This window comes from Phycisphaerales bacterium (assembly GCA_016716475.1).
Lineage (GTDB): Bacteria > Planctomycetota > Phycisphaerae > UBA1845 > Fen-1342 > JADJWG01.
The window spans coordinates 1,660,810-1,673,405 of record JADJWG010000001.1 but is presented as its reverse complement, the minus strand read 5'-3'; the positions used below and the strand labels follow the sequence as shown (position 1 = coordinate 1,673,405).

11 protein-coding genes are annotated in these 12,596 nt (G+C 63.7%); 5 read left to right on the top strand and 6 right to left on the bottom strand.

Annotation, left to right across the window (positions count from 1 at the left end):
- Positions 1-3: 3 nt before the first annotated feature.
- Both IPM18_06845 and IPM18_06840 read left to right on the top strand, forming a co-directional pair.
- Positions 4-180 carry a hypothetical protein gene (locus IPM18_06845; GenBank protein MBK9119308.1) on the top strand — a complete coding sequence of 59 codons (177 nt, stop codon included), beginning with the start codon at positions 4-6 and terminating at the stop codon, positions 178-180.
- 177 nt (positions 181-357) lie between these two features.
- Entirely contained in the window at positions 358-1,095 is a 738-nt protein-coding gene (locus IPM18_06840) for an MBL fold metallo-hydrolase (protein ID MBK9119307.1), read from the top strand.
- An 82-nt stretch (positions 1,096-1,177) separates the two neighbouring features.
- Here the strand turns inward: IPM18_06840 and IPM18_06835 are convergent, their stop codons facing one another.
- Complete coding sequence (locus tag IPM18_06835) at positions 1,178-2,233, bottom strand: NAD(P)-dependent alcohol dehydrogenase (protein MBK9119306.1); 1,056 nt, start codon at positions 2,231-2,233, stop codon at positions 1,178-1,180.
- Between the two features lie 329 nt (positions 2,234-2,562).
- Here IPM18_06835 and IPM18_06830 point away from each other — a divergent pair, with 329 nt between their 5' ends.
- Complete coding sequence (locus tag IPM18_06830; GenBank protein ID MBK9119305.1) at positions 2,563-3,330, top strand: SIMPL domain-containing protein; 768 nt, start codon at positions 2,563-2,565, stop codon at positions 3,328-3,330.
- A gap of 51 nt (positions 3,331-3,381) precedes the next feature.
- Here the strand turns inward: IPM18_06830 and IPM18_06825 are convergent, their stop codons facing one another.
- The 3 genes from IPM18_06825 to IPM18_06815 form a co-directional block, all read right to left on the bottom strand.
- Positions 3,382-6,207 carry a S8 family serine peptidase gene (locus tag IPM18_06825; GenBank protein MBK9119304.1) on the bottom strand — a complete coding sequence of 942 codons (2,826 nt, stop codon included), beginning with the start codon at positions 6,205-6,207 and terminating at the stop codon, positions 3,382-3,384.
- A gap of 439 nt (positions 6,208-6,646) precedes the next feature.
- On the bottom strand, positions 6,647-8,077 hold the full coding sequence (locus IPM18_06820; protein ID MBK9119303.1) for a hypothetical protein: 1,431 nt from the start codon (positions 8,075-8,077) through the stop codon (positions 6,647-6,649).
- A gap of 8 nt (positions 8,078-8,085) precedes the next feature.
- A complete protein-coding gene (locus tag IPM18_06815; protein MBK9119302.1) occupies positions 8,086-8,565 on the bottom strand; it encodes a hypothetical protein in 480 nt (159 codons plus the stop codon).
- Between the two features lie 321 nt (positions 8,566-8,886).
- Here IPM18_06815 and IPM18_06810 point away from each other — a divergent pair, with 321 nt between their 5' ends.
- The gene (locus tag IPM18_06810; protein ID MBK9119301.1) at positions 8,887-9,900 is read left to right on the top strand and encodes a prepilin-type N-terminal cleavage/methylation domain-containing protein; all 1,014 of its coding nucleotides are present in this window, start codon (positions 8,887-8,889) and stop codon (positions 9,898-9,900) included.
- Positions 9,901-9,993: 93 nt separating this feature from the next.
- On the opposite strand, the gene IPM18_06805 is transcribed toward IPM18_06810, so the two are convergent.
- Positions 9,994-10,869 (bottom strand): hypothetical protein, encoded by an 876-nt coding sequence (locus IPM18_06805; GenBank protein MBK9119300.1) that lies wholly within the window; start codon positions 10,867-10,869, stop codon positions 9,994-9,996.
- Positions 10,870-11,086: 217 nt separating this feature from the next.
- On the opposite strand from IPM18_06805, the gene IPM18_06800 reads away from it, so the two are divergent.
- On the top strand, positions 11,087-11,611 hold the full coding sequence (locus IPM18_06800; GenBank protein MBK9119299.1) for a hypothetical protein: 525 nt from the start codon (positions 11,087-11,089) through the stop codon (positions 11,609-11,611).
- A gap of 8 nt (positions 11,612-11,619) precedes the next feature.
- On the opposite strand, the gene IPM18_06795 is transcribed toward IPM18_06800, so the two are convergent.
- Positions 11,620-12,534, bottom strand: coding sequence for a CPBP family intramembrane metalloprotease (locus tag IPM18_06795; protein ID MBK9119298.1), 915 nt, complete (start codon positions 12,532-12,534; stop codon positions 11,620-11,622).
- Between the last annotated feature and the right edge of the window lie 62 nt (positions 12,535-12,596).

The following is a 12,596-nucleotide window of genomic DNA, read 5'->3' as shown; positions in this document are numbered from 1 at the left end:
TCGATGGGCCTGGACCTGTCCGCACTCGAACGCCTGCTGCCCATAGCCATCCGGCATTTCTGGGGCGCGCGGCAGTTGGCCGCCGAGAGCCAGAAACTGCGCGGCCTGGCGGACCAAGGGAATCGCGCTGGAGTAACGGCGGGAAAGAACCTCGATGGCTTTGTCACACTGGTCCGCTAGCTACCTCACCAGCCCGCAACGATTCGCTGCTACGTTGGCCGGCAAGATTGCGGCAGCCGCCGCCGAGAGATAGGATCGCGGAGTTCGGCTCCTCACCTGTTCAACCCGGTGCCGTCCCAACGCCCGCCGGGGAAGTCGCCTGCGCTGACGGCTCCCCGGGCCCGCAGAGGAAACACCATGGCCACGATCACCGAGATTGCTCCGAAGATTTACCGCATCAGCATCCTGTATCGCGAGATCAACCTGCAATTCAACCACTTCCTTGTGCTGGATGACGAACCGCTGCTCTATCACACCGGCATGCGTCGCATGTTCCCGGAGGTGCGCGCGGCTGTGCAGCGACTCCTCGACCCGGCGCAGCTCCGCTGGATCAGCTTTGGCCATTTCGAAGTGGACGAATGTGGCTCCCTCAACGATTGGCTGCAGATCGCTCCGCAGGCCCAGGCGGTCGCGGGGGTGGTCGGCACGCTCGTCAACCTCACCGACTACGCCGATCGTCCGCCCCGGGCGCTGCACGCCGACGAAACGTTCAGCACCGGCCAATTCCGTTTTCGTTATCGTCCCACGCCCCATCTGCCGCACGGCTGGGACGCAGGCGTGCTCTTCGAAGAGACAAACCGCGTGTTGTTCTGTTCCGACCTCTTCACTCACAATGGCGACGTGGAGCCGTTGACGGAATCGGACATCCTCGGGCGCGCGCGACAATCACTCGTCGAGTTTCAGGCGGGACCACTGATGGATTACATGCCCTACACGCCGAACACGCGCCCGCTGCTGGAGAATCTTGCCGCGCTCGGGCCGCGCGTGCTGGCGACCATGCACGGCAGTTCCTTTGCCGGAGACGGCGCCAAGGCACTCCGCGATCTGGATGGGGTGATGAAGGAAATGCTCGGAGCTCCGCACAGAACGGCTTGAGTTTCCGCAGGGGATCAACCCCGCACACCGGCTCGGGAGCAACGTGAAACACGCGCTCGATCGCCGGTGATTCAACCGGCCATCACTCCAGCGTGGACATGTCGATTACAAAACGGTAGCGCACGTCGCCACGCAACATTCGCTCGTACGCCTCATTGATCAGCTGAATCGGAATGAGTTCCACGTCACTTACGATGCCGCGCGCCGCACAGAAATCCAGCATCTCCTGCGTCTCCGGCAGGCCGCCGATGGCCGAACCCGCGATGCTGCGCCGGCCCAGCAACAGGTTCCAGATGCCCGGCGAAGGGTGCGGCGCGGCGGGCGCACCCACCAGGCACAGCGTGCCGTCGCGCCGCAGCAGGTGTGTATACGCATCGAGATCGTGCGGCACCGCCACCGTATCCAGAATGAAATCGAAGCTGCCGGCCTGCCGCTGCATCGCCGCCGCATCACGCGACAGCACAACCTCGTCCGCTCCCAGCCGGCGCGCATCCTCCGCCTTCGACTCCGACGTCGTAAACAGGACCGTGTGGGCCCCGAACGCGTGCGACAGCTTCACCCCCATGTGCCCCAACCCGCCAAGCCCCACGATGCCAACCTTCCTTTCCGGGCCGGCCTGCCAGTGCCGCAACGGCGAATACGTTGTAATGCCGGCACACAGCAAGGGGGCCACCGCCGCGAGATTCGGCTGCTCCGGCACGCGCAGCACGAAGCGCTCGTCCACCACGATGCTCCGTGCGTAGCCGCCATACGTCGACTGGCCCGGCAGGTGCGCATCCGGGCTCGCATAGGTGAACGTAGCCCCCTGCTGACAATACTGCTCCAGCCCGACGGCACAATTTCCACAGGTGCGGCAGGAATCAACAAGGCAACCGACAGCCGCGTGCTGGCCAAGCCGAAAGCGGGTGACCTCGGAGCCCAGTGCGCTAACGCGACCAACGATCTCGTGGCCGGGGACGACCGGGAAGGTGATGCCGGGCCACTCGCCGCGGGCGGTGTGCAGGTCGGAATGACAAACGCCGCAGAAGAGAATGTCGATGTGGACATCGTGAGGACCAAGGTCGCGGCGGTCGATGACAAAAGGGGCAAGCGGGCTCGTGGCGCTCAACGCTGCATAGGCGGCGCTCTTCAAAGGCATGGTGGACTCCTGGGGTGGCAGTGGCCAGCCGGCTCGGACAGTGTCGCCACGGACCATGGCTGCGTGGGTATGATAGTCGGCTACCGCTCCAGATCCGAACCCCCTGCGCGGGTCAGGGGCCACCGCCCCACTCCGATGCCGCCCGCGCGGCACAATCCACCCGCCGTTCGCACGGGCCATGGGCTGGACCACGAATCCACCCCAGCAGCACAGCCCTGTCGCGAGTTGTCGTGGCCCGTTGACGGTGGGCGTAGATTCAGCCGTGGTGTGCGAAAACGCGTCACGGACGACGCGTCGCGCGCCGTTCCCACGCCTCACGGAGGAGCGTCATGGAGTATCACGTCCGTCTGCACCTCGCCAGTGCCGCCCTTGTCGTCACCCTCGGCCTCATCGTCAGTTTGATCACCAGTACGGCCATCGCCTCGCGGGCCTATCGCGATCGCGGCCGCGAGGCCACGCGCGATCAGCAGACCATCACCGTCAAGGGCTCGACGCGGCAGCAGATTACTTCGGACAACGCCGTCTGGACGATCGCCGTAGGCGGGCGCGGCAAGACGCTGCCGGAAGCGTACGAATCGCTCGCCGCCGGCAGTGACCGCGTCCGGGCGTTCCTTCGCGACGCCGGCTTCACCGATCCGCAGATAGGTGAAGCCGCCATCGATACGACCACCCACTACGCCCGCGACCAGGAGGGCAACGCAACCCGCGAAATCTCAGAGTACACACTCGAGCGGCGCTTCGTAGTCACCACTCCGGACGTCCAGCGAGTGCACCAGTCCGCCGGGCGCGTCACCGAGTTGATTCGCGAAGGTGTGCAGGTGTACTCCCGCCCGCCCCAGTATTACTACACCGACCTCGCCCAGCTCCGGGTAGACCTGATGGCCGCGGCCTCCGCCGATGCCCGGGCCCGTGCGGAGAACATCGCAACGAGCACCGGCTGCCGTCTGGGGGTATTGCGGAATGCGCAGATGGGAGTCATCCAGATCACGGAGCCGCTCTCCACCGAAGTGAGCAGCTACGGGCTGTATGACACCAGCACAATCGAGAAGGACGTGCGGGCCGTTGTCACCGCCACTTTCGGGATCGAAGCCGGGTAGTTGGCGCCTGCCCGGGACAAAGGGCGCAGCCCGCGGTACGGATGCGTGGGACTATGGCACCGTTGTGCAGGGTTCCGGTGAACCCGCTTTGATGGCCCCGATGAACCCGGAGATGTCGCCGAAGTCCACCTGGCCATTGCCGGAGAAATCACCGTTGAGGTACGCGCAGACCCCGTTCTCGGGGTCGTATTCCCAATCCGCCGGGCCCGCCACCTTGATCGCCGCAATGAAGAGACTGATGTCGGCAAACGAGACGATGCCGTCGCAGTTCATGTCGCCCAAGCAGTACTGCGGGATGACCGGCTGGCACTCATCCGGAATCCCGTCACCATTGGCGTCGAGACTCGTACCCGCGAGCAGATCGCAGGCATCGAGCGTACCACTGGCGTTGCAATCGCGCCCGGCCCACAGGTTCGCCGTGGGAATCAGCCCCATACTGCCGCCCGGCGGCGTCCAGAGCAACTGCAGCGTGGCAGATCCGCTGCCGTGGTAGTACTCCACTTGGAGGGCATAGGTCTGAGCAGCGCCCAACGCCACCGCAGCCGTGTGCATCGTCAGGGGCTGATCAAGCCAGGCATCCACCAGCAGCTCACCGGCCAGCCACAGACGCACACCGTGATCGGCCAGCACATGCAATTCATACGCTCCCCCCGCGCTCGTCTCGAGATAGCCGGTCCAGCGCGCGCTGAAGCCATCGGCCCAGCCGGGCCACGGACCATTCGAACCCCAGTTGAAGTTCAACAGCGACTCGATGCGGCCACGCGGCGGGCCGCTCAATGCAGAATTCTCGAAGTAGGAGCCCGCCAGGCCACCCAAGACCAGTTCACAGGAATCCAGCACCCCGTTGCCATTGCAGTCGAGATGGGACTCGCTGGAGATGTCGCATTCGTCGGGAATTCCGTTGCCGTTGCAATCAATCGACCAGCCCGAAGCCAGGTCGAGAGAATCGGCCACGCCGTTGCCGTTGCAATCGAGGAAGGTCGTGAAGCCGGCCAACACGGGCGTGGAGTCTTGGGCACCGGCGCCGTTCACGGCAATCACGCGCCAATAGTACTGCGTGTTCTGATCGAGCCCCGAAACCGTCGTCTGCAGCGTGATCAGTGCTTCGCGCACCACGACCGGGTTCGCGAAATCGGGTGTCTGGGCGATCCAGAAGTTGTAAGAGTCGGCCCCGCTCGCGGCCGACCATTCAAATGTGACGTTGTCGAGGCCGACTTCCGTCGCGCCGGGGGCCGGCACGAGCAGGTTGAAGTCACCCGGCGCCGTCACCGGCAGGGCCGCGAGCACCGCCTCGTAGGCATTCACAATACCGTACCCGAACTCGGTGTCGTACCCCGCGGGTCCGCGGTCCGTACAGGTGCTCTGCAGGATCTGCTCAACCTGGACGGCATTGAGGGTCGGGTCGACGGAAAGCACCAGCGCGGCCGCCGCCGCCGCATAGGGCGAGGCGAATGAGGTCCCGCTCGCCCACGCGTAATCTGTGGCCTCGTAGCCCGCACTGCCGGTTCGGTCCGTCACACGGATATCCTGTCCCGGGGCGACAAACGCGATGCCGGTGCCATACTGGCTGAAGCTGGCGCGATTGCCGTTGCGGTTGACGGCCCCGACGCCGTTGACCGTGGAAAGACTGGCGGGATAGCCAATCGTGCTCGTTCCGCCGTTGCCGGTCGAAGCGAAATGCACCATTCCGGCAATGCGTGAAGCGCTGTAGCGGCTCGTGATCGAGCTGCTCGGGCTGAAGGAGTTACTGTTGTTGGTCACGCGGGCGCCGATCGACTGCGACCAGATCAGCGCGTTGACCAGCCAGGTCGTGTTGTGGAAGCCCGTCCCGTTGCATGGCACGTTCGAGATCGTCCACTTCGCCGCCGCGAGGCCGCAGTTCGGTGCGAGTCCGGCTACTCCAATGAAGTTGTTAATCGTCGCACCGACGCACGAAGCCACCGCGGTCCCGTGGTTGTCGCAACTGTTGCCGGGTTCGCCCCCCGTCCCGGCGGTGGTGAAATCGGCCTGCGCGGTGACGTTGAGATCCGGATGAGAGGACTGGATGCCATCATCCAGAATCACGACCGTAATGTCCGGGCTGCCAAGCGTGAGATCCCACGCCAGGTGGCCCTTCATATCCATCCCGGCCGTCCCGCCGCTCTGTCCCGTGTTGCGAATGCCCCACAACTGGCTGAAGAAGATGTCATTCGGAATCAGCTCGCGCCGGTTCACCCGGAGCATATCGGGCTCCGCGAAGATCACATCGTCCGAGGCCGCCAACCGATTCGCCGCATCCAACACGGCGAACCCGTCCCGCGTTGCGAAGCGGGCTCGATAGGCATTGGGCAGATCGGCCCAGTCCTGATCGAGAACTTCGGCGACACCGGCCGCGGCCAGCGCTCGCAGCGCATCCTCCGGCGAAACATGGCTCGCGAACTGCACGAGCAAATCCTGCGTCACGTACAGCGGGTCGCCGCGCTCGTCGAGCAGCATCGGAGAGATCGTGTGAGCCGCGTCGATCGTCGCGAGCAGCGCGCACAGGGCCTCCACCGCGGGCGCCGATTGTGCCTCCGCCGGCACGGCCAGGGCATACCAGCCCGGCACCACGTGCGGCGTCGCGTCCGCCACCGCCATACCATAATCCGCGAGCGCCGCGAGCGTCGCGGCATCCTGCGTGAACACCGCCAACTGATCGATCACGAGTCGGAGCGGGATCGGCTGATCGAAGTACATGTAATAGTGGCCGGCCTGCACAGCCGTGGCCTTCGACACCGCCAGCGACTCCGCGGAACCCGCGCGGGCGCTATCCGGCAACACCGCCAGGACGGCGCCGCAAACCAGCCACGCCACCAGGGTCACCCGCTTCTTCGAAACCGTCCTTAACATGGCAGCCATGCGCATGATCGTTACGTCTCCAAACACAACACCGGGGATTCATGAACCCGGTCTGAGCAACCGCGACAACCTCCGGCACGAACCACGGCGCATCCAGAATCTAGGAATGAAACGCACGCCGAGGGTCCATGCACGCAGGGCGGCAGCAACGGCCCCTGCACCGCCAACACCCGCACAGCACCGCCGAATGATGCGCCTGCGTGAGCATCGGTCTCACGAAGACGTCCAGGCCGGCACTGCGCTGGGGCTCTCCCAAACTACCCATTCTAGGTTGCAAGCCCGGTCTGACGAAAGTGAAACTTCGTCATGCCATGAGAATTGTCACCGCCAACGTCCCAATAGAGGAGGGATTCGCCCGTAGCAACATCCGATAACTCGAACGTGCCCCCCCAGTACCGTCGCAAGGAAGGGACGTTGAGGCGATCAGTGTGTCGCAGCACTACTCGCCGCGGACGAGATAAAGGGTCTCAGAGTTGTCGTTGAAGAGCGCGCGAAAAACGAGAATATCGAAATCGTTCAGGATGCCACTGCGTCCGGGACGATCACGCCATGGATCCGACTTCGTCCGGATATCCAGGAGGCCGGCCGGGGCGTTCTGTACTTCGTCCGCCACGATCAGGAACTGCTCACCCGTCCAATACGCGAGCCCCGCCTGTCCACCCGGGTGCGTATAGGGCAATGCTGCGCGGCCAAGGTTGTTCAACGCTCCACCCGTCGCATTCCATGTCACATTGGCCACCTGCAACCCGATCGGCAGCACATCGGTGAGCCGCTGTTGGCTAGCCGGCCCGGCCCGGTACAGGTGCGTGCCGACCTGCACAATCGCGTCACCATCGTCGTTGACACCGGTGAAGAGTGCGTCGGCCGGCGTTCCAAGTGAGCCGGTAAGTTCCATCCACGTGACCGCGTACGGATTCCACAACAGCACCGCGGCGCGGTTGCCACCGCTCGTCGCCACGGTCGTGGCGACGGCAATGTGTCCAAGCGGGCCAATCGCCACACCCGCGTACGCCGCGTTGGTCGGGTTGACCTGCATGATGTTGGGCAAGCCCGGCCATGTCGCCGCGGTACGATTGTCGATCACGCGGAAGCTCGTGCTCCCACGTCGCATGAAAACGCCCGGTCCGCTTGTCGGCGAACCCCACTTCGACTGGAAGATCATGTCGCCGCCACCGCTGACCGTGGTGGGCCGTTCCGGATTTCGGAAGAACTTCGTGGCGGCCTGATCAGGCACGGGCTGAGGGCGAATCTGGTCATCCGACAGGGGCGTCAACGTCGTGCCATTGCTTGTGAAAACACCGCTACCCGTCGGGAATAACGACGTCGTCGTGATGTACTGGTAGGTGGTCGAGAAGATCGCAAAGCCGTCGTCGGTGATGCCGGGACGGAAGAACTCGGCTTCGAAGAGCGGATCACCGTTGTTCGCGACGTCGACGTCGGCGTAGTTCGTGGCCAATTGATCCCGGTCGGCCACGCGCGCCAGCGAGTTGTCCGTCGCGCGCCAGCGGTATACGCCCCGGATGCGCGTGGAGGATGAACCTGTGCGGCGCGCCACTTCGCTGACAAAGAGCAGCCGACTGCCGCCACCCCACGAAATGTCGAGCGCACGCGGATCATAGTTCGCAATCGACGAACCCCAACGGAACTCCGCGCCGCGCCCGGGAACAGCGATCGTGCCGTCCGGATCATCGTCGAGAATGCGCACAATCTCCGTACCGTTCCACACATACAGACCGGACCGACCGCGAGCCCCGGTTCCGCCATACAAGGCCCAGAAGGCAACGCGATTCCAGCCATCGATGATGGGCTCGCCAAAGGCCGTGAAGGTCACACCCGCCGGCTGCCCGGGTACCGGATCACCGGTCCGCACGAGTGCACTCAGCGAAACACTGGTTGGCGGAGGCGGCGGTCCGCCCCCACCGTTATCGTTGTCGTTGTCGTTGCTGTTGCCGTTTCCATTGTCGTTGCCCCCACCGTTATCGTTCGTGTTGTCGTTGTCGTTGCCCCCCCCATTGTCATTCGCGTTGTCGTTGCTGTTCCCGTTGTCATTGCCCCCGCCGTTGTCATTGTCGTTATCATTTCCATTGCCGTTGTCATTCCCCCGCCATTGTCGTTCGCATTGTCGTTGCCATTCGTGCCCCCATTGTCATTGTCGTCGTCATTATCGTTGCTATTGTCGTCGCCGTTGTCGTCGCCGTTGTCGTTCTGGTTCCCATTATCGGTCTGCCCGCCATTATCGTTACCGTTCACGGACGGAATCTGCGGGCATCCTCCCCCCAGCACACTCAGCCCCAGTACTGCCACGAACACGAAGCCGATCGTCCACGGAAACCAGCGAACGGGGATGCGCAGTGACATTCTCGCAGCTCCTTGGGGGGGGCGCAAACCGGCGCGGGGGCGCAGCTGCACCCACAAGACAGATCGGTCCAATCGCCCTTTCAATACAAGTCTACGTCTGCTCGACAAGGGCCGCCATTCGAGGGGCTGACTTTCCGGCCCTATCACCGCCTATGAGCCGGGTGCCTGGCATACTCCCGGCGGTATGAGCTGCCACGCGACACCCAATTGCCCGCAAAATGCTCGAAAAATGCTTTGACGCGTCACGGGGCCCCCGGCTACGATCGGGTAGCCGAAGTGAGACACGTCCCGTTTGAAACGTCCGGTTCCGGGAGACATGTCATGCTGCGCGTGCGAACCCGTCAGGGTTTTACCCTGATTGAATTACTCGTTGTAGTCGCCATCATCGCCCTCCTGATTTCCATCCTGCTGCCCGGGCTGGGCGCTGCCCGCGAGCAAGGCAAGAAGGCCAAGTGCCTTGCAAACCTGCGGAGTATCGGCGCGGCCACCCACATGTACGCATCGGAGTTTGAGTTCCTGATTCCCATCCACGAGCAGATGCGCCGAAGCACGTCGTACTGGGAGTGGCGGATCGTGCACTGGTTCGCCTGGGGCGGCCGGTCGGCCACCGAGGTCCTCCAGACCGATCAGGGCTTCATGCGCCTCGCCGACACCGGCACATATGCCCGGCCGGTGTACTCGGCCCAACGCCGGCCATTGAATATTTACTCCCTGTCCGAGATCAATGAAAAGGATAAGGCGTCGATGGAGCTCTATCGGTGCCCCTCGGACCGCGGCTACCCGGAGCATCCGAGCATTGACGACGCCCCCCAGCAGAGTCTCGGCAAGCCCTGCTATGACATTCTGGGGAACAGCTACCGCGCCAGTCTTTCCATGCTGACGTACCACTCCGGCGGCACTAGCGTCGGGCATTTCTCGTTCAGCGCCTGGGGCAAGCGAATCTCCACGCTCAAGAACCAGTCCGACATGATCCTGCTGGGTGAGCCCACCTTCTTCAACATGATCGGCATGGACAACACGGGCCAGCAGGCCCCGAACCCCGTACTCGTGATGGGCTGGCACAAGCGTCCACTGATCGACAACGTACTGTTCTGCGACGGATCGGCCCGCCCGACCCGCGCCAGCAAGCGCGCCCCCTTCGATTTCATGACCTATCAGCAAATGCAGGTGGCGAATCCGAACTACTTGAGTCGGGGGAATGGCTGGCGCATCGACTGCTTCCCGACGCCAGGCGCCGTGATTTTCGGTTCGACCGCCCAGTGGAAGACCTGGATCGGAGCGAACTGGTCGACCAAGTGGCCGTTCGCGAACCGACAGGTCGTCGGCCAGAACTAGTATGCGTACGCCCGGTAGGTCTGCGGCACGAAAGCGCCGCGCCTCCGGAGCACTGCGGATTAGTGGTGCGCACATTCGGCGTGACCATGCCCGTCAGAACCGTACGACCAGTACTTCGAACACCGGGAAGCCCACAATCTGGGCTACCGCGCTGTACAGCAGGAGCAACAGCAGCGCCACGGCCCCGCTGCTCACGACTGCACGGAACGGATGGTGCCGGGCCTGTCGCAGCCGCGCGTAGAAACAGCACGCCACCCCCGCCAACCACAGCAACATCTGCCCCCACTGCAGCAGCCCCATGAGCGATTGCCCATCGTACATCCACTCCACGTAGGGATAGAGGCCCGAAAGTTGATACGCACGGGAGGTCAGCGCTTCACCCACCCAGCTTGTGGGGCCAAACACAAAGCGAATCAGGTCGGAGAAGAACACCAGGGGCGGGCCTGTCAAAATCTCCGTCACCATCACCGCGCTGGTATAACCGCTGATCGCCAGCCAGAAGGTCAGCCCGGCGCGCCACCGGTTGACCGGAGCCGGATCGAAGGTGGTCAGTAAAATGGTTTGCAACAACACGTAAACCACTGCGGCAACCATCCAGGCGGCGTACACCGCCCATTCGGCCTCGATGAGCAGCGCGATGGAGGTGCCGGCGAAGCAGACCGCGCCGAACCCCCAGCCCGCCCGTACCGAAACCCGCTGCACCGCCTGACGCGCGAAGATCCACGGCAGGAACAACACGGTGATCCAGGAGATCACAAAACCCAGCGGCCGCCACCAGCCCCTCAGACGCTCGAAGTGCATGGGCGCCGGACCGCCCAGCGCCTGGAAGAGTTGATCCCGATCAAAGGGACTACCACACTCGGGGCACCTCTCCGTTACGAGTCCGGTCAGGTTGTAATGACATACCGGACAGTGCAGGCCGGAATCAAAATGTTGTGCCGGTACAGCCGTGGGCGGAAACTTGCTCATGCTGCCCGGATGGTAACGGCGCACAGCCCGAACGTAAGCTCCGGCGCGGCGGGTGTGTTTCCGGCCGTACGGTCGCCCGGACCGCAGCCGCAGTCCGGATTGTTTCTGCCTGCGTTGCACACCCGGCCATATTCTCGTTGCTACATCGGGGGTTTACGGCACCGGAGGTTCTCTTTTTACCTGCTGCTCGCCTATCGTTCCCATAGGAGGCAGAAAGATGGCCCACGACCCCTTCACAACGCTGGGGCTGGCGCCGGGGCGCTGGCCGCCACACGAGGTCCGAAAACGGTTCCTCGCCGCACGCACACGCCTGGCACCCGCGCTCGACGATCCCGTGCGCTATCACGATGCGCAGCAGGCCCTCGATGACCTCCATCTTGCCTACGTCGCTCTCCGCGATCCCCAACGGCAGGACGAGATTCTTCGCCAACAGCGGGGTGGCACTCCCGCCAACGAGCTGCGCCTGCTGATCCGGGCTTCCCTTGAAGCCGGATTGCTACGCCACTCGCGCCGCGAGGCCATTCTCGCCCGCGCCACCGAGCTCGGTATCAACGAATTTCAGGCCCAGTTGCTCATCGCACAGGTTCAGTTCGGAGACGAAGGGGTCGAGCCGGTCACCTCCAAACGCCTGCCGCGGATACAAGCATCCCGTGGCACCACACGGGCCTGGGCCGGCCTCGCCGGGGTCGGCTTGCTCGCGCTGGTCCTGTTCCTGTCACTGAAACGGTGGCTCGGTGTTTGACGTCTGCGCTAGGTTCCTGCGACCTGTTCCGAAAGCTCTTCCGCATACGACAATAACCAGGGCGCCAGCAAAAGTTGTGTCACGTTGAACGCGGCGTGCGCCACGATCACCGCGGGCAGACTGCGCGACCAGAGGTATATGCTGGCAAAGATCAACGCCAACGCGAACGTTTGCGGAATCGCCAGAAGACCCTGCCCGATGTGCAACACGGCGAAGATGGCCGACGACACGAGCACGGCTCCGATCCAGCCCAGGCCGACGCGTCGCAGATACGGCAACAGGACCCCGCGGAAAAGCACCTCTTCGTGAACGGCGACCAGCACCATGAAACCCACGAGCCCCCCCAGTCCGTGGGCCGACAAGGGGTTGATGAAATCGACCCGTCGCAGCAGATCGTCCTCACCCGCCTCGATCAGGTTCGCAAGCAGGTAGATGATCGGCGCCGTCAGCACAATCCCTACGTAACAGCCGATGAAGCACACGCCCGCAAACGTAAAATGTCGCCACCACGGCTGTCGGCCCAGCCCGAACGTCGCCCAGGGCGCCCGGTGCAAGAACGCAAGCGCGATCAACAACCCAACCGCAACAAACGCGCTACCCCCCTTGTTTAGATACAGGTAGGGCAAAGACCCCAGCGCCACCGCCATCGTTTCGTCAACCGGTGTACCGCTCGGCAATGCGAGCATGGCGGCGAACAGCTCGACTCCCACCATCAGCGCCGCGGCAACCATGATCAATCCCAGACCGCCCCACGCAGCCGCCCAGGATATCCACGCCATTCGAAACGGATACCATGGATCGCGGTCCTCCCCATGGGGAAACATCGGCCGCGCCACCGGCAATTCGTCGCCCCGCGGCCCCAGGGTCGTCCGCGCCCACGGTATCTCGCTCGGCAACTCAATCGGCCGATCTGGTTCCATCATTACCGCTATCCATATGGGTGGCCCTGCCGGAGTGACCGCACCCGGTTCCGCGCACATGTACC

Excerpts from the sequence above, each read along its gene's own strand:
- IPM18_06830 (MBK9119305.1), top strand. The coding sequence starts at position 2,563 with ATGGAGTATCACGTCCGTCTGCACCTCGCCAGTGCCGCCCTTGTCGTC.
- IPM18_06795 (MBK9119298.1), bottom strand. The coding sequence starts at position 12,534 with ATGATGGAACCAGATCGGCCGATTGAGTTGCCGAGCGAGATACCGTGG.
- IPM18_06810 (MBK9119301.1), top strand. The coding sequence starts at position 8,887 with ATGCTGCGCGTGCGAACCCGTCAGGGTTTTACCCTGATTGAATTACTC.
- IPM18_06835 (MBK9119306.1), bottom strand. The coding sequence starts at position 2,233 with ATGCCTTTGAAGAGCGCCGCCTATGCAGCGTTGAGCGCCACGAGCCCG.
- IPM18_06815 (MBK9119302.1), bottom strand. The coding sequence starts at position 8,565 with ATGTCACTGCGCATCCCCGTTCGCTGGTTTCCGTGGACGATCGGCTTC.
- IPM18_06825 (MBK9119304.1), bottom strand. The coding sequence starts at position 6,207 with ATGGCTGCCATGTTAAGGACGGTTTCGAAGAAGCGGGTGACCCTGGTG.
- IPM18_06840 (MBK9119307.1), top strand. The coding sequence starts at position 358 with ATGGCCACGATCACCGAGATTGCTCCGAAGATTTACCGCATCAGCATC.
- IPM18_06805 (MBK9119300.1), bottom strand. The coding sequence starts at position 10,869 with ATGAGCAAGTTTCCGCCCACGGCTGTACCGGCACAACATTTTGATTCC.
- IPM18_06845 (MBK9119308.1), top strand. The coding sequence starts at position 4 with ATGGGCCTGGACCTGTCCGCACTCGAACGCCTGCTGCCCATAGCCATC.
- IPM18_06800 (MBK9119299.1), top strand. The coding sequence starts at position 11,087 with ATGGCCCACGACCCCTTCACAACGCTGGGGCTGGCGCCGGGGCGCTGG.